The 18,086-nt window shown below is 60.5% G+C and carries 20 protein-coding genes; 11 read left to right on the top strand and 9 right to left on the bottom strand.

Annotated features, from left to right (window positions below):
* Nucleotides 1–58: 58 nt before the first annotated feature.
* The 5 genes from yajC to AC1DUY_RS02975 are packed head-to-tail and all read left to right on the top strand — an operon-like array spanning nucleotide 59 to nucleotide 4,333.
* A complete protein-coding gene (gene yajC / locus AC1DUY_RS02995) occupies nucleotides 59–430 on the top strand; it encodes a preprotein translocase subunit YajC (RefSeq protein WP_093758697.1) in 372 nt (123 codons plus the stop codon).
* Nucleotides 431–474: 44 nt separating this feature from the next.
* Nucleotides 475–2,073 carry a protein translocase subunit SecD gene (gene secD / locus AC1DUY_RS02990; RefSeq protein WP_231080757.1) on the top strand — a complete coding sequence of 533 codons (1,599 nt, stop codon included), beginning with the start codon at nucleotides 475–477 and terminating at the stop codon, nucleotides 2,071–2,073.
* Nucleotides 2,074–2,104: 31 nt separating this feature from the next.
* Nucleotides 2,105–3,106, top strand: a complete 1,002-nt coding sequence (gene secF, locus AC1DUY_RS02985) for a protein translocase subunit SecF (RefSeq protein ID WP_170849718.1) — start codon at nucleotides 2,105–2,107, stop codon at nucleotides 3,104–3,106.
* Nucleotide 3,107: 1 nt separating this feature from the next.
* Nucleotides 3,108–3,491 (top strand): Mth938-like domain-containing protein, encoded by a 384-nt coding sequence (locus AC1DUY_RS02980; RefSeq protein ID WP_089264470.1) that lies wholly within the window; start codon nucleotides 3,108–3,110, stop codon nucleotides 3,489–3,491.
* Complete coding sequence (locus AC1DUY_RS02975; protein ID WP_478112126.1) at nucleotides 3,488–4,333, top strand: phytoene/squalene synthase family protein; 846 nt, start codon at nucleotides 3,488–3,490, stop codon at nucleotides 4,331–4,333. Before AC1DUY_RS02980 ends, AC1DUY_RS02975 begins: the two co-directional genes overlap by 4 nt.
* Here the strand turns inward: AC1DUY_RS02975 and AC1DUY_RS02970 are convergent.
* The 3 genes from AC1DUY_RS02970 to AC1DUY_RS02960 all read right to left on the bottom strand — a co-directional run bounded on the left by AC1DUY_RS02970 (nucleotide 4,325) and on the right by AC1DUY_RS02960 (nucleotide 7,246).
* Complete coding sequence (locus tag AC1DUY_RS02970; protein WP_439071575.1) at nucleotides 4,325–5,428, bottom strand: serine/threonine protein kinase; 1,104 nt, start codon at nucleotides 5,426–5,428, stop codon at nucleotides 4,325–4,327. The genes AC1DUY_RS02975 and AC1DUY_RS02970 overlap by 9 nt on opposite strands.
* 30 nt (nucleotides 5,429–5,458) lie before the next feature.
* The gene (gene trmFO / locus AC1DUY_RS02965; RefSeq protein WP_478112124.1) at nucleotides 5,459–6,892 is read right to left on the bottom strand and encodes a methylenetetrahydrofolate--tRNA-(uracil(54)-C(5))-methyltransferase (FADH(2)-oxidizing) TrmFO; all 1,434 of its coding nucleotides are present in this window, start codon (nucleotides 6,890–6,892) and stop codon (nucleotides 5,459–5,461) included.
* A gap of 201 nt (nucleotides 6,893–7,093) precedes the next feature.
* Nucleotides 7,094–7,246 (bottom strand): DUF1127 domain-containing protein, encoded by a 153-nt coding sequence (locus tag AC1DUY_RS02960; RefSeq protein WP_081421766.1) that lies wholly within the window; start codon nucleotides 7,244–7,246, stop codon nucleotides 7,094–7,096.
* A 712-nt stretch (nucleotides 7,247–7,958) separates the two neighbouring features.
* Between AC1DUY_RS02960 and AC1DUY_RS02955 the strand changes: the two genes are divergently transcribed.
* Entirely contained in the window at nucleotides 7,959–8,252 is a 294-nt protein-coding gene (locus AC1DUY_RS02955; RefSeq protein WP_478112121.1) for a hypothetical protein, read from the top strand.
* Nucleotides 8,253–8,313: 61 nt separating this feature from the next.
* Here the strand turns inward: AC1DUY_RS02955 and AC1DUY_RS02950 are convergent, their stop codons facing one another.
* Nucleotides 8,314–9,126 (bottom strand): lytic murein transglycosylase, encoded by an 813-nt coding sequence (locus tag AC1DUY_RS02950; protein ID WP_175367032.1) that lies wholly within the window; start codon nucleotides 9,124–9,126, stop codon nucleotides 8,314–8,316.
* 543 nt (nucleotides 9,127–9,669) lie between these two features.
* Between AC1DUY_RS02950 and AC1DUY_RS02945 the strand changes: the two genes are divergently transcribed.
* Together AC1DUY_RS02945 and AC1DUY_RS02940 are read left to right on the top strand one after the other, a co-directional pair.
* On the top strand, nucleotides 9,670–10,044 hold the full coding sequence (locus tag AC1DUY_RS02945; protein ID WP_089264465.1) for a DUF3597 domain-containing protein: 375 nt from the start codon (nucleotides 9,670–9,672) through the stop codon (nucleotides 10,042–10,044).
* Between the two features lie 118 nt (nucleotides 10,045–10,162).
* Nucleotides 10,163–10,960, top strand: coding sequence for a fumarylacetoacetate hydrolase family protein (locus AC1DUY_RS02940; RefSeq protein ID WP_478112119.1), 798 nt, complete (start codon nucleotides 10,163–10,165; stop codon nucleotides 10,958–10,960).
* A 147-nt stretch (nucleotides 10,961–11,107) separates the two neighbouring features.
* Here AC1DUY_RS02940 and AC1DUY_RS02935 read toward each other — a convergent pair whose 3' ends face one another.
* Nucleotides 11,108–11,380 carry a GNAT family N-acetyltransferase gene (locus tag AC1DUY_RS02935; RefSeq protein WP_309943946.1) on the bottom strand — a complete coding sequence of 91 codons (273 nt, stop codon included), beginning with the start codon at nucleotides 11,378–11,380 and terminating at the stop codon, nucleotides 11,108–11,110.
* Nucleotides 11,377–11,661 (bottom strand): GNAT family N-acetyltransferase, encoded by a 285-nt coding sequence (locus tag AC1DUY_RS02930; RefSeq protein ID WP_478112116.1) that lies wholly within the window; start codon nucleotides 11,659–11,661, stop codon nucleotides 11,377–11,379. Before AC1DUY_RS02930 ends, AC1DUY_RS02935 begins: the two co-directional genes overlap by 4 nt.
* 284 nt (nucleotides 11,662–11,945) lie before the next feature.
* Between AC1DUY_RS02930 and AC1DUY_RS02925 the strand changes: the two genes are divergently transcribed.
* A complete protein-coding gene (locus AC1DUY_RS02925) occupies nucleotides 11,946–12,350 on the top strand; it encodes an SPW repeat domain-containing protein (protein WP_439058274.1) in 405 nt (134 codons plus the stop codon).
* Nucleotides 12,351–12,417: 67 nt separating this feature from the next.
* On the opposite strand, the gene AC1DUY_RS02920 is transcribed toward AC1DUY_RS02925, so the two are convergent.
* The gene (locus AC1DUY_RS02920) at nucleotides 12,418–13,053 is read right to left on the bottom strand and encodes an HAD-IA family hydrolase (RefSeq protein ID WP_478112114.1); all 636 of its coding nucleotides are present in this window, start codon (nucleotides 13,051–13,053) and stop codon (nucleotides 12,418–12,420) included.
* Between the two features lie 228 nt (nucleotides 13,054–13,281).
* Between AC1DUY_RS02920 and AC1DUY_RS02915 the strand changes: the two genes are divergently transcribed.
* Both AC1DUY_RS02915 and AC1DUY_RS02910 read left to right on the top strand, forming a co-directional pair.
* Nucleotides 13,282–13,422: a hypothetical protein gene (locus AC1DUY_RS02915; protein WP_165826921.1), complete on the top strand. Its 141-nt coding sequence runs from the start codon at nucleotides 13,282–13,284 to the stop codon at nucleotides 13,420–13,422.
* Nucleotides 13,423–13,425: 3 nt separating this feature from the next.
* Nucleotides 13,426–13,635: a DUF433 domain-containing protein gene (locus tag AC1DUY_RS02910; RefSeq protein WP_478112112.1), complete on the top strand. Its 210-nt coding sequence runs from the start codon at nucleotides 13,426–13,428 to the stop codon at nucleotides 13,633–13,635.
* A gap of 279 nt (nucleotides 13,636–13,914) precedes the next feature.
* Here AC1DUY_RS02910 and AC1DUY_RS02905 read toward each other — a convergent pair whose 3' ends face one another.
* Both AC1DUY_RS02905 and uvrA read right to left on the bottom strand, forming a co-directional pair.
* Entirely contained in the window at nucleotides 13,915–14,835 is a 921-nt protein-coding gene (locus AC1DUY_RS02905; protein WP_478112110.1) for a hypothetical protein, read from the bottom strand.
* 69 nt (nucleotides 14,836–14,904) lie between these two features.
* On the bottom strand, nucleotides 14,905–17,883 hold the full coding sequence (uvrA, locus tag AC1DUY_RS02900; protein ID WP_478112108.1) for an excinuclease ABC subunit UvrA: 2,979 nt from the start codon (nucleotides 17,881–17,883) through the stop codon (nucleotides 14,905–14,907).
* Between the last annotated feature and the right edge of the window lie 203 nt (nucleotides 17,884–18,086).

Here is an 18,086-nt window from a genome sequence, read left to right as displayed (position 1 = left end):
AAACCGGCCGAACGCCGACGCGTCGCCGGTTATTCCCCAGCGTTCACGAGGACTTCCGATGTTCATTACCCCTGCGTTTGCCCAGGCTGCAGCCGGCGGCGACACCAACAGCATGCTGATGTCGCTGCTGCCTTTCGCGCTGATATTCGTGATCATGTATTTCCTGATCCTGCGTCCGCAGCAGAAGAAGGTGAAGGACCACGCCGAGATGGTGAAGAACATCCGTCGTGGCGACACCATCGTCACCTCGGGCGGTCTCGTCGGCAAGGTCACCAAGGTGGTCGATGACGAGCAGGTCGAGTTCGAACTCGCCGAAGGCGTTCGCGTACGTCAGCTCCGCACGATGATCTCGGGCGTGCGCACCAAGGGTGAGCCCGCCAAGGAGAAGGCGGACAAGGCTGATGCCAAGGACGACGCGGCCGCGAGCTGATGCGTTTGCGCGTCGCCATTTCAAGAATCTGACGGATCATCTCGATGTTGTATTTCACGCGGTGGAAGGCGCTGGCGGTCATTCTGACGGCGCTCGTGGTCTGCCTGTGCGCGGTTCCGAATTTCTTCCCCGAAGCCACCGTGAAAACCTGGCCGAAATGGGCGCAGCGCCATCTGGTGCTGGGCCTAGACTTGCAGGGCGGGTCGCACATCCTGCTCGAAGTCGATGCCAATTCGGTCAAGAAGGACAAGCTCGATCAGGTGCGCGACGACGTCCGCCGCACGCTGCGTGATGCCAAGATCGTCTATACCGGCCTTGGCGTTCGTGGCGACAATGTCGAAGTCCGCATCACGAAGGATACCGAGTATCAGACCGCGCTCAGCAAGCTGCGCGAACTGTCGCAGCCGCTCGGCGGCCTCATGGGCCAGAGCGGCCAGCGCAGCCTGGAAGTCTCGGACGCAGGCAACGGCCTGATCCGTCTTTCGGTGCCGCCGGCAGCGATCAATGACCGCATCCGCCAGTCGGTCGAGCAGTCGATCCAGATCGTCGAGCGCCGCGTCAACGAACTCGGCACCGTCGAACCGCTGATCCAGCGTCAGGGCCTCGATCGCATCCTGGTGCAGGTGCCGGGCCTACAGGACCCGACCCGCCTCAAGGAATTGCTGGGCAAGACCGCGAAGCTCGACTTCCGCATGGTCGACACCTCGCTCCCGGCTGAGCAGGCACAAGGCAGGGTGCCGCCGGACTCCGAACTCTTGATGAGCTCGCAGTCTCCGAAGACGCCGTATCTCGTGAAGAAGGAAGTGCTGGTCTCGGGCGCTGACCTGACCGATGCGCAGCCGGGCTTCGATCAGCGCACCAACGAGCCGATCGTCTCGTTCCGTTTCAACACGTCTGGCGCCCGCAAGTTCGCCGATGCCACGGTGAAGAACGTCAATCTGCCCTTCGCTATCGTGCTCGATAACGAAGTGGTGTCTGCCCCGGTCATTCGTGAGCCAATCACAGGCGGCTCCGGCCAGATCTCCGGCAGCTTCACGGTGCAGGGTGCCAATGATCTCGCGATCCTGCTGCGTGCCGGCGCGCTGCCTGCGCCGCTCAGCATCATCGAGGAGCGTACCGTTGGCCCCGGCCTCGGCGCCGACTCGATCGCCAAGGGCGAGCTTGCGGCCTATGTCGGGTCGATCCTCGTCATCGTCTTCATGCTGCTGACCTACCGCCTGTTCGGCCTGTTCGCCAATATCGCGGTGACCATCAACGTTCTGATGATTTTCGGTATCCTGTCGCTGCTCAACGCCACGCTGACGCTGCCCGGCATCGCTGGCATCGTGCTGACGGTCGGCATCGCCGTGGACTCGAACGTGCTCATCTATGAGCGCATCCGCGAGGAATTGCGCGCCGGCCGCACCGCCATTTCGGCGATCGATGCTGGCTTCAAGCGCGCGCTGGCGACCATTCTGGATTCCAACATCACGACCTTCATCGCCGCTGCGGTGCTGTTTTACATCGGCACCGGACCGGTCCGCGGCTTCGCCGTGACCTTTGGCATTGGCATCATCACAACGGTTTTCACGGCCTTCACCGTGACCCGTCTGATCGTCGCCGGCTGGGTCAGGTGGAAGCGGCCGACCAGCGTGCCGATTTGAGTTTACGGAGCAGACTTTGACAACGACACAAATGGTTCTGGCAGGCTTGGGCGCGCTGATCGTCATTCTGTCGATCGTGGCGATCTTCGATCTGTTGCCGTCGCTCCGCATCGTGCCCGACGATACGAAGTTCGATTTCACGCGCTTCCGCCGCATCTCGTTCCCGATTTCGGCGCTGCTGTCGATCCTCGCCATCGTGCTGTTCTTCACGCACGGGCTGAATTTCGGCATCGACTTCAAGGGCGGCACGCTGCTCGAAGTCCAGGCCAAATCCGGTACGGCCGATATCAGCGCGATGCGCTCGACGCTCGCCGCCCTGCAACTCGGCGACGTGCAACTGCAGCAGTTCGGCGGCGCGGCCGACGTGCTGATCCGTCTGGCCGAACAGCCGGGTGGCGATGCCGCGCAGCAGGCTGCCGTTCAGAAGGTTCGTGCAGCCCTCGGTGACAGCGTCGAATATCGCCGCGTCGAAGTGGTGGGTCCGCGCGTCTCCGGCGAATTGCTGGCTTACGGCATGCTCGGCCTGATCGTCGCGATCATGGGCATCCTGATCTATCTCTGGTTCCGCTTCGAGTGGCAGTTCGCCCTGGGCGCCATGATCGCCAACGTCCACGATATCGTGCTGACGATCGGCTTCATGTCGATCACGCAGGTCGACTTCGATCTCACTAGTATTGCGGCGCTGCTGACCATTCTCGGGTATTCGCTGAATGACACCGTGGTCATCTACGATCGTATTCGCGAGATTCTGCGTCGCTACAAGAAGATGCCGATGCCGGAGCTGCTGAACGAGTCGATCAATTCGACGCTGTCGCGTTCGATCATCACCCACGTCACCGTGACGCTGGCGCTGCTGGCGCTCTACGCGTTTGGCGGCCAGGCTATCCACTCCTTCACCGCCGTCATGATCTTCGGCGTCGTGCTGGTCGGCACCTACACCTCGATCTTCATCGCCGCGCCGCTTCTGATCTATCTCGGCGTCGGCGAACACCGCGAAGACGCCGACAAGCCCGCCGCGAAGCCGAAGCCCTGAGATGCCGGTCGATCCCGAAGCGCCGCACCTTCCGCGCTCGGCCGCCATCGAAGCCTACGGCAAGGGCGGCTTCCACTTCGACACCATGTCGCATCAGGGCTCGCTGCTCTGCCTGCCCGATGCGGTGTGGGCGTGGTCGGTCACCAAGGCCAGTGACATTGACCGCCATTCGCTGCGGCGCGTGTTCGAAGGCGCGGCAGGCATCGACACGCTGATCATCGGCACCGGCAACGAGGTCTGGATCGTCCCGAACGATCTTCGCAACGCCTTGCGCAATCTGCATGTAGTGATCGACGCGATGCAGACCGGTCCTGCGATCCGCACCTATAATGTCATGTTGGGCGAGCGCCGCCGCGTTGCCGCCGCGCTGATCGCGGTGCCATGAGTGGTGCTGATCAGAGCTCCGCGGCTTTCTGCGCGGAGTTGGTGCGCAGCCACGACTTCGACCGCTACGCGGCGACCTTGTTCGTGCCTGCCGACAAGCGCCGTTCGCTGCTGGCGCTCTATGCGTTCAATACGGAAATTACCCGCGTCCGCGAGCTCGTGAAACAACCGTTGCCTGGCGAGATCCGGTTGCAATGGTGGACCGACGTGCTGGCCGGCGCAGGTCATGGCGATGTCGAACAGAACCCCGTTGCTGCCGAATTACTTCTGGCGATCCGCGCGCACGATCTTTCCGTCGACAGGCTGTCCAAGCTGATCGATGTGCACATCTTCGATCTCTACAACGACCCGATGCCGGATCTCGCGCTGCTCGAGAGCCACTTTCGCGATACGCTCGGGACTTTGCTGTTCTCATCGGCAAAGATCCTCGGCGACGGGTCTGAGGCCAGCGCTCATGTCGCCGAGCATGCCGGGCTGGCCCAAGGCGTCGCGTGGATCATTACGCGTCTGCCCTATGACACGATGCGGCGGCAATTGTTCGTTCCCCAGGACATGCTCCTGCAGAACGGCAGCAGCGCCGATCAGATGTTTGCCGGCAAGATGACGCCAAGCATCCGTGCAACGCTGGATCGGCTGATATCAGGCGCGCAGGAGCAACTCGCGACAGCGCAGGGAATGCTCGCCGATGTGTCGCCGGCTGCGCGTACGGCGTTCCTGCCCATGGCGCTGGTGATGCACGATCTGGCGCAAATGGCCCGAGCGGATCACGATCCGTTCGAACTCCACGTCAGATCGCGCTTGCGGACGCTGTGGACGCTGTGGCGCGCGTCGCGCTCAGTGTGACGTCAGCTTCTGGTCTGTCGTCTCGAAGTTGAAACGGTCGCGCAGGTTCTTCCGCGACTCCAGGATGCCCTTCAGGAACGCGCGGTCGGCGTCGCTGGTCATCAATGGCTCCAGCAGATCAACCTGATTCATTGCGACGAGCTGCAGCACTTCGGTACGAATGCGGCCGGAGGCGTCGCGGGGCAGGGCTGTGACGACCTGCAGATGCTCAGGCGGCTTTGCCCCCTTTGTGGCAGCCAGTTCACCCTGCAGCTTCGTTTCCAGCGCGACATCATCGGCTTCCACGAATGCATAGAGGCCGACGCCGGTGCGCCGGTCGGCAAAGGCGACGATCGACGCGTCGCGCACTGCCGGGTTCTGCTTGATGATCTCGAGCAGAGGGGGCGCGTCGTTGACCAGACGCTTGCCGCCGCCCTCGCGGTCGGTGAAGTTGAAGATGCCGCGTGTGATGGCGCGATAGACCTTCTTGCCGGTCATCAGCCAGATCCGTGCTGGCAGCGACTTCTTCGCCAGGATCGCCTTTTCCTTCGGCGTCAGCAGTTCTGGCGCGTAAGTGCGCTTGTGCTTCAGGAGATGACGCAGGTCTTCATAGGCAGCGATGCGAAACAGCTGGCTGCGGGACTTGAAGCAGACCGCGAGCTGGAAGTCGGTGACATAAGCTAGCCCGTCGCTGCCGCGCAGCCAGTTCTGCTCCTTGGCGAGATCGTTGTGGCACACGCCCATGCGATGCAGCTTGCGCAGCGCCCGCTTCGCGGATTTGAAATAGCGCGCATCGTGATGCGGCTTGGCGAGATGCAGTGCGACGCCGTCGATGAAGCCGCGCACCAGCGCGCGGTCGCCGGCCCAAAGCAATTCAGGCCCGACGCGCAGATCGCGCGCCAGCGTCAGTGCGCGGCGTTCCCGCGTGAACAGATGCAGCGCCAGCAGATATGACCACCACGGCACCTGGTCGAGCCGGCGCAGCACCGCATCGACTTCGCCCGATGACGTGCGATAGCGGCCGCGCTCGACGGTCGAGAACACGTCGCGTTTCAGCAACACGCCTTCGGTCCAGGTCTTGGACAGCGCTGCGGCGTCCTGTGGCGGCAAACTCATCGAACAATCCTGAAATTCAAATCGCCGGCGTCATGCCGCGGCTGCAACGGGCAGGCTGGCGGCAATCCAGTCATCCATGTCGGCCAGCGCCCGCACGCTCATCGCCTGCTTCTTGGCAACGGTCTTCTCATTGCCGCGCAGCCGCGAGCCGTCGAGCTTCTTGGTCGGCGCCTGAGCCAGCGGCGGGAACAGGCCGAAATTGATGTTCATCGGCTGGAAAGAGCGCGGTCCAGCATCGATGGTTTCGATATGGCCGCCGGTGATGTGGCCGAGCAACGAGCCCAGAGCCGTCGTCACGGGCGGGGGCGCCAGCGACTGGCGCTTGGCATCGGCCGCGGCATAGAGGCCGGCGATCAGGCCGACGCTGGCGGACTCCACATAGCCTTCGCAGCCGGTCATCTGGCCGGCGAAACGCAGGCGCGGTTGCGCCTTCAGGCGGAGTTGCTCGTCGAGCAGCTTTGGCGAATTCAGGAAGGTGTTGCGATGCAGGCCGCCAAGCCGTGCGAATTCGGCATTCTGCAGGCCGGGGATCATGCGCAGCGCCTGCTGCTGCGGGCCGTATTTCAGCTTCGTCTGGAAGCCGACGATGTTGTAGAGCGTGCCGAGCTTGTTGTCCTGGCGCAGCTGCACGATGGCGTAGGGCTTCACCAGCGGATCCCTGGGGTTGGTGAGGCCGACAGGCTTCATCGGGCCGTGACGCAGCGTTTCGCGGCCGCGCTCGGCCATCACTTCGATGGGCAGGCAGCCGTCGAAATAGGGCGTGTTGGTTTCCCATTCCTTGAAGTCGGTCTTTTCACCCGCCAACAGTGCGTCGATGAAGGCGTCATATTGCTCGTGGGTCATCGGGCAGTTGATGTAGTCGGCGCCGGTGCCGCCGGGCCCGACCTTGTCGTAGCGCGACTGGAACCAGGCGATCTCCATGTCGATCGAGTCTTTATGAACGATCGGTGCGATGGCATCGAAGAAGGCCAGCGCGTTCTCGTCGGTCAGCCCACGGATGCCGTCCGCGAGCGCTGCGGAGGTCAATGGCCCTGTCGCAACAATGACGTTGCGCCAGTCGGCAGGCGGCAGCCCCGCGACTTCGGCGCGGTCGATAGTGATGAGCGGGTGGTCGTTCAGTGCCTTGGTCACGGCATCGGAGAAGCCGTCGCGATCCACTGCCAGTGCGCCACCGGCGGGCACCTGGTTGGCATCGGCGCAGCGCATGATCAGCGAGCCCAGCTTGCGCATCTCGGCGTGCAGCAGGCCGACAGCGTTGTTGAGCGCGTCGTCAGAACGGAAGGAATTGGAGCAGACCAGTTCGGCGAGGCCATCGGTGCGATGGGCGTCGGTCATCTGGTGCGGCCGCATCTCGTGCAAGATTACGGGAATGCCGGCATTGGCGACTTGCCAGGCGGCTTCCGAGCCGGCAAGGCCCGCGCCGATCACATGGACGCAGTCGTCTGGGTTTGGGGCTGTTGTCATGGCCCCGCATGTAGCGCGTTTCGGCTCGAAGTGGAATTCGCTTCGCGGAAATTCGGCCGGTTAGCCAAAGCTTTGAAGACGCTTTGGTTCGAGCGCGTGTGGCGCTGAAGATGGTGTCTTCAGGGAACCACGATTGCGCCCGCGCGAGGCGGGCGCAATCCGTGAAACGTCAGGCAGGACAGGATAGAACGTCCTGACGGATCAACCGTTATAGGCGCCAGAAGCAACACGCGGAATGTCCGAACGGTCGAGACCGATGTCGGAAAGCTCGCGATCGCTGAGCTGGGAGAGTTCGGCAACGTTGCGCTGATAGTCGCGGAACGCCTGGATCATGCGGATGAATGAAAGCAGCATTTGAGTTCTCCTTCGTTAAGCGATTCATCTCTTGCGAGGTGCTTCGCTGTTGAAGTGAATATAGGTGACAATATCGCAGTGCAGCAGTCGAGATGTTGCGATGCAGCTAGTCAAGGACTGCATAGCTCGCGCAAGGAATGATTAACCTCTTGGCGCTGGGAGGTGATTTTGCGGGCACAGTGCGTATTGAGGCACCTTTAGAGATGATTCTAGCTGTTAATTAGTCAGTTAAATCATGCGTTTGGAGGTGTTCCAAAGCTCAGCCGGATGCCGCCGGCTGAACCGGCGCGATAAAGCCTTTCTGACCTCAATCAGCCAGCCCACTCGGCGGTTCCTCGTAAGTTCCTGTCTGGCGTCGCTATGCGTGATTCGCATACGAGTATTAGGAGTGAACAATAAATCATCCTTACGTGAGGCTTGCGGGGCGACTTTTCTCTAAACTGCATGCGTGAAGGCAAATACATATGCAACTCGAGGTCCTGCGCGAAACGCGGTTGCTGTTGGCCTCCGGAAGCACATCAAACGGCCGATGCTGCGACGTCAGTGAAATCGCGCGAATTACATTTGTGTAAGTTTGTTGCTCTCGATTTCTGAAGCGCCAAAAAGCTGAGTGTTCTTGGTGGCGATCACAACCGGCTCACATTCAATTCACTGCGGCTGTTATTTCCTGGATCGCAGCGGGACGTATCAATTCCTTCTACAGAATCCGGCAATGGCGTCGGTTCTGTTGCGAAGGACAAACAAGATGATCACAAGATTACTGGGAGCGGCCGCCATGGCTGCTATTGTGTTCGCTGCGGTGCCGGCTTCGGCTGCGCGTATGGAAGGCTGCAGCGGCAGCAACCTGCTGAAAACCGAAACCGCCGTCGAAGCGATGCCGGACGGCGATGCGAAGTGGGTTGCGTTCAAGGAAATGACGGATGCGCAGACCGCGTTGCTCGACAACAAGATGGGCGTGTGTGCGGTCCATCTGACCAGGGCCATGCATGTTGGCATGACGAAGTAGGACATCACGGGAGGGGCCGCTTGCTGAGGAGCGGACGGCCCTTCCATCATCTCATGCGAGTCTACGGTTCTTTGGCGAGCTGACTGGCGAAAGTGGCGATGGTCTTCGAATAGACCTCGCTCTTGTTCCACTGCTGAATGACCGCGAAGTTTGCGGTGCCGGGCGCAAAATCCTGATCGCGTTTCCAGCCATAGCTGGCGAGGTAGTTTGCCGTTGAGGCCAGCACGTCGGGCGCGCTGCGCAGCAGGTCGCGATGGCCATTGCCGTCGAAGTCGACAGCGAATTTCAGGTAGGACGATGGCATGAATTGCGTCTGGCCGATTTCGCCGGCCCAGGCGCCATGCATCTCGGCAGGCGCGAGGTCACCGCGGTCGACGATGCGCAGGGCATCGAGCAATTCCCCGCGAAACATCTCGGCGCGTCGACAATCATATGCGAGCGACGCGATGGCGCGGATGGTAGGGAATTTGCCGACGTTCACGCCATAGTCGGTCTCCAATCCCCAGATCGCCACCAGCACCGGACCGGGCACGCCATATTGCTGTTCGATGCGTCCGAGCACCGAGCCGTAACGCTTCAGCATGTCGCTGCCGCGACGCAGCCTTGGTGGCACCATGCGCCCGGAAAATTCCTCGAAGCTTTGCTTGAAGACCTGCTGGCCGCGGTCGCGCGATAGCACGCTGTTGTCGAGGGTGACGCCGGTCAGTGCCGCATCGACGGTCTTCTGCGAAATGCCCTTACCGACGGCTTCCGTCTTGAAGGCGGCGAGCCAACCATCGAAACTGCCTGTGCCGCAGGAGGGCGCAGCAACGGCCGGTGCTAGCGGCGAGATCAGGACTGTACCAAGCAGAAACGTACAAAGCAGGGCGCGCATGGTCTCAAGGCTCTCATTCGATCGTGAAATAATGTCGCGACGATATTGCGCGATAAGCCTTCCGGTGAACCGCGGCCAAAACAAGGCTTGCGCAGTGATATCAGAACAGCGTGACGGCCTCTCGCGCAATTCTGCGAGAGGCCGTCATTGGGCGAGATCAGACTATCGGGTCCACGTTACTCGCCGCTGCGCCATTGACGATGATGAGCGGCCAGCCTTGCGGCGTGGTCAGCATCTAGCGCCGTGGCTCACGCTTCGGTGAAAATGTCGTCCGACATTCACAGCGCTGCAATGCAGCGGCCGGGCTTTCGCCTCAATTCAGTCGGACCTTGCTACCGACGTCAAACGATGTGCCGAGGACTTTGCCAACTGGCTTGGACGGTTGGTTTGGGCAGTTGGCTTGGAACGACTCTTCCCCGCAGTCTATCGCGTCGCATTGGCAAGCGAGTGGTGGGCGGATACAAGTACGAACCGGCTGGTGCTGCCGGAACCAAACACGGCACGAATTCTTCAATCTGTCACGAAAGCTATTGGGAGCGACATATGAGCATTTTCGGAAAGATCATGGGCGCGATTTTCGGCACCAGCGCCAGTGCAGCATCCCCTGATGCCGCGCCAGCCGCCGGCGGTTCGGCTCCCGCAGGCGCTGCGCCGATGGACAGTGTTGACGTTGCTGCGATCCTCGACAAGGCCGTGGCGGCCAAGGGCGAGAAGCTGGAATGGAAGACCTCGATCGTCGACCTGATGAAGGCGCTCGACATCGACTCCAGCCTGTCGGCTCGCAAGGATCTCGCCAAAGAGCTCGGTTACACCGGCGACACCAGCGATTCCGCCAGCATGAACATCTGGCTGCACAAGCAGATGATGACCAAGCTCGCTGCCAATGGCGGCAAGCTGCCGGCCGACATCAAGCACTAAACTTTCCGTTTAGGACGGAGTTGAAGGCCCGCGCTCGCGCGGGCCTTTTTGCTGTGGTATACCAGCACGCATAAATACAAGACCAGAAAACAAGACAAAACATACGAGGAGAAACGCCATGGACCCCATCAACCGCAGAACGATTCTGACCACCGGTGCCGTTGCCCTGGCTGGCAGCGCATTGGCGGGCGAGGCCGCGCAGGCGCAGGCGCAGGCCGGTCCCAAGGGCATATTCTCGGTCGCGACGGTGACGATCCCCATCGTCGGCGAGACCGACGTGTTTCCGGTGCGCCGCATCTATTGCATCGGCCGCAATTACGCGGCGCATTCCCGCGAGATGGGATCGGACCCGACGCGCGAGCCGCCGTTCTTCTTCCAGAAGCCGACCGACGCGATCCAGAACGTCAAGATAGGCGAGGTCGCCGATCACCCGTATCCGTTGCTCACCAAGAACTATCATTACGAGGTCGAACTCGTCGCCGCGCTGAAATCTGGCGGCACCAATATCCCCGTCGATAAGGCGCTCGACCACGTCTATGGCTATGCTGTCGGACTCGACATGACCCGCCGCGATCTGCAGCGCGCCATGGGCGACGAGAAGAAGCCATGGGAGATCGGCAAGAGTTTTGACCACGCCGCAGTCATCGGCCCGATCCATCCGGTCGCCAAGACCGGGCACATGACCAAGGGTCCGATCTCGCTCGCGGTCAATGACACCGTGAAGCAGACCTCCGACCTCGACAAGATGATCTGGAGCGTCGCCGAGCAGATATCGAAACTCTCGGACGCCTTCGAGCTGAAGGCCGGCGACATCATCTATTCCGGCACACCGGAGAATGTCGGCCCGGTCGTGAAGGGCGACGTGCTGCTTTGCAAGATCCAGGGCTTGCCGGACATGTCGATCAAGGTCGTTTGAGTTCGCAATCCATTCGTCATTCCGGGATGTGCGCAAGTCGGCGACGCCGACTAAGCACAGACCCGGAATCCCGATGTAAGGAAGACTCAAAACACTTCGAGATTCCGGGGTCGCGCTAAGTGGCGCGCCCCGGATGACTATGTGTGGCTAGCCGACCAGGTCCGCATAGTCCGCATGCTGGCGCAGATAATCCACCACGAACGAACAACCCGCCACGACCTTCAGCCCATCCGCACGGATCAATCCGAGCGCGCCCTTGACCAGCTCTGACGCGATGCCGCGGCCGCGCAGGGCAGGCGGCGTCTCGGTATGCGTGATGATGACGCGATCGCCGGCACGGCGATAATTCGCAAAGGCGACGGAGTCGCCGACATCCAGCTCGAAGCGATTGAGCGCCTTGTTGTCGCGAACGCCGGTCATACCGCGTCTTTCAGCAAATCCTGATAGTCCGCATGTTTCGCGATATATGCCGCGATGAACGGGCACTGCGCCACGACCTTCAATCCCTGTGCGCGGACGGTATCGAGCGCGCCGCGGGCAAGCTGTGAGCCGATACCTCTGCCGCCCAATTCCTGCGGCACGACGGTGTGGACGAAAGTGATGGTATCGGACGTCCGGGTATATTCGGAAAAAGCGATGTGGCCGTCGACCGCGAGTTCGAAACGGTGAAGCGAAGTATTGTTATAGACCGCGTTGCTCATTCTCATTCCATCCAGAGGTGTCCGGGAGAAGGTAGCAGTCATTTCTAAACGGGTGCAATGCAGCCGCCGCATGCTCCATCTGATAGAGGAAATCCGTGTCGTCGCGCGGGTCTCTTTGCCGTTCTGCGCGCTGTGAAAAATGGCTTTGGCGTGGCCTTGCAAAGGCAAAGCGGGTTCCTACGTCAATTGTAGACATACGCCCCGAAGCGGCCGGATCGGTCGTTTGACAGTTGGAGTGTCATGCCAACGGCCGCTGACGTATGCCTCTTTTGGAGGAGGTCACGATGTCAGACTCTCGGTTTCTCGGTACGCATCGCACGTGGGAAGACTGGTTTGGCATGGCGCTTGGCGTCCTGATTGCGCTGTCGCCCTGGTTTCCTACGCAGAACGGTCATCAATATGCCGGGGGGACCCCCAGCGCCATAATCATTAATACGGTGGCGGTTGGCGTCCTGGTATTTGGCCTTGCGCAGCTTGAGTATGTCGCGCTGCAACGCTGGGAGGAGGTGGCCGCGATCATTCTCGGCCTGTGGCTGATCGTCTCGCCACTTTTCCTCGGTTATTCCGGCGACGGCATGCTCAGATTCATCCATACCTGCCTCGGCGGTCTCGTGGTGCTGCTGGCAGCACTGCAGTTGTGGCAGGACTGGGATTTGAGTGATGGGGAAATGGCCCAGCACGGGCAGTGACAACAAGCGATCAGGCCCGCCGGTCTTGTCGTGAGGCCGGCGGGTTTCGTCTGTCTGTGGCCGGCCGTTAGCGTCCTGGCACAGCCAGCGTCGCGATCACTTCGTCGATCCGGGAAAACACATAATTCGGCGTGCGCGCTTTCAGGGCCGCTCCGCTGGTATAGCCCCACGTCACCGCGCCGAAATCGATTCCGGCCTCGCGTGCAGCGTCGATATCGCGGATCTCGTCGCCGATGCTGATCGTGTCATCGACAGAGATGCCGGTGAGCTCAAGGATACGCTGGAATTTCGCCGTCTTGCCGAACAGGCCGGCGCCGCATGCGAAATAGGCGACGTGCTGATCGAGATCGCCGAGCACGTGTCGGACATTGTCCTCGCTATCGGAGCTGACGATCGCAATCGTCATGCCACGCGCCTTCAATTCACAGAACATGCGGTCGACGCCGGGAAACAGATTGATGCGATCAATCTGCTGCGCCTTGCGCTTGCGCATGTCGCGCGCAATCAACGGGATCCGCCATTTGGCGACACCGAGCAGCCGGATCAGCTCACCGGCGCCGACGCTCCGCAACTCGTCGATGCGGTCGCGTTCGACGCGCTGAAACTTGTGCTTGTCGGCGACGGAATTGATGACGCTGAGGAACCACGAAAAGCTGTCGGACAGCGTGCCGTCGAAATCGAAGATGGCGAGCTTATAGGGCATGGCTGGCGGGCGGGGCGGTGGCCGGGGTCTCGGTCTCGGCTGGATGTTTGGCAGTGGCGGTCACGGGCTGGTTCTCGTCTGAGTCGTGGCCGATATGCGACCCGCCCGAAGGATGATCCCATCAGACCCGCTTTTCAACCCGCATCCGCGCGGCGAAACGATGCACGAGCTGCGCGCAAGCGTGCTAAGCCCGCCATTGCCGTTTCACATCACCCGCAGGAGGCCCTCATGGCAGACGATAGACCGAACCAGAAAGGCCCCAACACCAAGAAGAAGCAGAAGTGCAAGAATTGCGAAGGCAAGGGCCTGCTCAAGAAGGGCGAGAAGGTGGTGAAGTGCCAGCGTTGTCACGGGACGGGGTTGAGGTGAGGCATGAACGATGTCCTGACCCGGATCACAATTGATCCGGACCGCATGCACGGCCGCCCATGCATTCGCGGCTTGCGGATATCGGTCTCAGATGTGCTCGGATTGCTCGCGGCCGGCGAGACGCGCGAGGGTATCCTGCGGGACTATCCGTATCTGGAAGACGCCGATATCGATGCGGTTTTCGCATTCGCCGCCAAGCGAGCCGATCGTTAGGTAGAGAGACGCACGTAGTCCGCATGAGTGGAGCGATATGCGGGATATTTGCGCGATGAAGCGCCCCGGATATCGCTCCGCTCATCCGGGCTAAGCTAGCTGAAAATTCAATGAATTCATCAACGAAGATATCTATCGTTCGCGCTCAGAGCCAAGTAATTTTACGCTCAAAGCAGCGAAAGGAATCATATGTACGAAGAGAAGAAAACTAAAACGTCTCGTAGCGTCTCATTCAAGGTATTCTATGATCTTCCGTGGGCTGTGCGAGCTTTCTTTAATCTACTTATCATGCTGTTGGTCGCTATTGCTATTTTCGGCTTTCTCGCAAAATTCGCGAACATGCCAGCCTTCAATCAAGTAGTGGAAGAACTCAGCGGCTTTCTTAAACTCATCGTCGGCGCCATCATCGGCTCCCTGACGAGCGAGGCGAAAAATCGCCTTCAAAGGAAGGACGCCGATGTCTAAGACCCCAATGGGACCAATCCGGGTAAACATAAGTCCTCCTGATTTGAAAAATGATCGATACCCAAGGTCAGGATGGCTGAGAAGGTGAGGTCGCTTTCCTTCGCAGTAACGTATGAAGTTCGCTCCCGAAAAATAAGCAAACGTGATCAGAGAAGCTGCCGGAAAGAAGAAGGGGGTGAGAATTTTGAAGGCCGACCAGAGCAATAAGCACGCCAGATTCACGGTTATAAAAAATTCAAGCCAAACCGTTATGCGGAACCGATCAAGGTATTTCCCATGTATTATCTTCAATCCGGCGATGGCGAGCTGCATCTTAGGCGGAAGTTGATGAGCGAGCGCAGAGCCTCTGTCGATCTGAGGTCTGTCCAGTTCGTTAGTCTCTGTGAACTCTGCCTGCTGCTCGTTAGTCATTCTGACGACGAGAATTCTGCTGCCTCTTGCAAGTGCCCGAATGGAGTGTAGCCCGCTACCCGAGAGCGTCATGTGTAGAACGTTGCCATCCCCAACGTATACAGCAGCATGGTCTATCGGAGACGATGAGAAGTACATCATTGCCCACGATAGGAATGAATTATGTCTTTGAGTGAATATTAGGTCGGATCGTCGAAACTGTGCAATTTGTTCATCGGGAATACTATCGACAAATGCTAGTGCCATCCCGCCGTCACGTTGATCGTCGGAATACTTGCCTTTCCGCCTTCGATACTTGAAATAGTCCCACCAGGCAAAAAGCACCAAAATTCCCCATCGCGGTCTTTATGGATATGATACTTCATCTCCACAAAAGTCGTTTTCGCCTGATCTTCACTCCGCCGCCTCATCCACAACCTTCCGCTTCTTCGGCTTGCCCGCCTTTTCCAGCACCGGCTTCAAAAACTTGCCCGTATAGCTGCGCGGTGCCTTGACGATATCTTCCGGCGGGCCCCAGGCGACAATCTCGCCGCCGCCGTCGCCGCCTTCGGGGCCGAGATCGATGACCCAGTCGGCGGTCTTGATGACTTCGAGATTGTGCTCGATCACCACCACCGTGTTGCCCTGCGCCACCAGCTCATGCAGCACTTCCAGCAGCTTGGCGACGTCGTGGAAGTGGAGTCCCGTGGTTGGCTCGTCGAGAATGTAGAGCGTGCGGCCGGTGGCGCGCTTGCTCAGCTCCTTGGCGAGCTTCACGCGCTGCGCTTCGCCGCCTGACAGAGTCGTGGCCTGCTGGCCGACATGGATGTAATCCAGTCCGACACGATGCAAGGTTTTAAAAGTCTCGCGCACGCGTGGCACCGCCTTGAAGAAGTCGGCGGCTTCTTCGACGGTCATGTCGAGCACGTCGGCGATCGACTTGCCCTTGAACAGGACTTCCAGCGTTTCGCGGTTGTAGCGCTTGCCCTTGCAGGTGTCGCAGGTGACATAGACGTCGGGCAGGAAGTGCATCTCGATCTTGATGACGCCGTCGCCCTGGCAGGCCTCGCAGCGGCCGCCCTTGACGTTGAACGAGAACCGGCCGGCCTCGTAGCCGCGTGCCTTGGATTCCGGCAGGCCGGCAAACCATTCGCGGATCGGCGTGAAGGCGCCGGTATAGGTCGCCGGATTCGAGCGCGGCGTGCGGCCGATCGGCGACTGGTCGATCTCGATGATCTTGTCGATATGCTCCAGGCCCTCGATGCGGTCATGCGGCGCGGCGCCTTCGCTGGCGCCGTTGAGCTTTCGCGCGATCGCCTTGTAGAGCGTGTCGATCAGCAGCGTCGACTTGCCGCCACCGGAGACGCCGGTCACCGCGGTGAACAGGCCGAGCGGGACTTCCGCCGAGACGTTCTTGAGATTGTTGCCGCGCGCATTGATCACCTTGATGGTGCGGCGATGGTTCGGCGGCCGGCGCTCCGGCACCGGCACCGACATTTCGCCGGTGAGATATTTTCCGGTCAGCGACTTCGGATTCTTCATCACCTCCTGGGGCGTGCCCTGCGCGACGATATTGCCGCCATGGGTGCCGGCGCCGGGACCGACATCGACCACGTAATCGGCCGCGATCACCGCGTCCTCGTCATGCTCGACCACGATCACGGTATTGCCGAGATCGCGCAGCCGCCGCAGCGTATCCAGCAGGCGTGCATTGTCGCGCTGATGCAGGCCGATCGACGGCTCGTCGAGCACGTAGAGCACGCCGGTGAGGCCCGAGCCGATCTGCGATGCGAGGCGAATGCGCTGACTCTCGCCGCCCGACAGCGTGCCGGATGAGCGCGCCAGCGTCAGGTAGTTGAGGCCGACATCGAGCAGGAAGGAGAGGCGCTCGCGGATTTCCTTGAGGATGCGGACGGCGATCTCGTTCTGCTGTTTGTTGAGCAGATCCGGCACGGTCTCGAACCAGTCGCCGGCCTTGCGCACCGACATTTCCGAGATGTTGCCGATATGCTTGCCGCCGATCTTCACACTGAGCGCTTCGGGCTTCAGTCGATAACCCTCGCAGGCATCGCAGGGCACGTCGGAAAAATACTTGCCGAGTTCTTCGCGCGCCCATTCGCTTTCGGTCTCGCGGAAACGGCGGTCGATATTGGTGACGACGCCCTCGAACGGCTTCTTGGTGTCGTAGGAGCGCACGCCGTCTTCATAGGAGAACTTGATCTCATCATCGCCGGAGCCGTGCAGGATGGCGTTCTGCGTCTTCTTCGGCAGATCCTTCCACTTGGTGTCGAGGGTGAATTTATAGAACTTGCCGAGCGCCGTCAGCGTCTGCACGTAATAGGGCGACGACGACTTCGCCCATGGCGCGATGGCGCCCTTGCGCAGCGTCAGTTCCTTGTCGGGAATGACGAGATCGGCATCAATGGTCTGCTCGACACCGAGGCCACCGCATTTCGGACAAGCGCCATAGGGGTTGTTGAACGAAAACAGTCTGGGTTCGATTTCCGGAATGGTGAAGCCGGAGACCGGACAGGCGAACTTCTCGGAAAACAGGATGCGCTCGGCACCTGTCTTGTCGTGAATCTTCGCGACCTTCTTGTCGGACTTCTTGTCTTCCGCGGGAGCGGCAGGCGCGTCCGCATATTCGATGACCGCAAGACCTTCGGCGAGCTTCAGTGCCGTCTCAAAACTTTCCGCGAGGCGCTGGCCGATATCCGGCCTGACAACGATGCGATCGACGACGACGTCGATGTCATGCGGAAACTTCTTGTCGAGTACGGGCGCTTCAGCGAGTTCATGGAAGGTGCCGTCGATCTTGACGCGCTGAAAACCCTTCTTGAGATATTCGGCCAGCTCCTTGCGATACTCGCCCTTGCGGCCGCGCACCACGGGCGCCAGCAGATACAGCCGCGTGCCTTCCGGCAGCGCCAGCACGCGGTCGACCATCATGGACACGGTCTGGCTTTCGATCGGCAGGCCGGTCGCTGGTGAATAGGGAATGCCGACGCGCGCCCACAGCAGGCGCATGTAGTCGTAGATCTCCGTGACGGTGCCGACGGTCGAGCGCGGATTCTTCGAGGTGGTTTTCTGCTCGATGGAGATGGCGGGCGACAGGCCGTCGATCTGGTCGACATCCGGCTTCTGCATCATCTCGAGGAATTGTCGGGCGTAAGCTGACAGCGACTCCACGTAACGGCGCTGGCCTTCGGCGTAGATCGTGTCGAAGGCGAGGGACGACTTGCCGGAGCCGGACAGGCCTGTGAACACCACCAGCTTGTCGCGCGGGATCGTCAGGTCGACATTCTTGAGATTGTGCTCGCGGGCGCCGCGGATGGTGATGCTGCGCATGTTCGTGGCGGCCTGCTGCCGCTTCGCCTTGATGATCTCGTCCATAACAGGCAATTCCCCAGCGCGCGAGGCGCGCTCATCCGGGCGCGCACCGCCGGCCGGGCCGGGATCAACGCCGATTGATTGTCATCGGAACATAGGAAGAACGAGGACGGATTTCCAGTGCTCCGCAGCAACGATCAACGGTTTGTTGGCGGAGGGGTTGCGAGGCAAGGCTGCAAATCGAACGGCCTGCGCAGGACAGGTCT

It is taken from the genome of Tardiphaga sp. P4_G1 (assembly GCF_056401215.1).
Note: the sequence above shows the minus strand (reverse complement) of the source record. Positions and strands in the feature narration are given on the sequence as shown.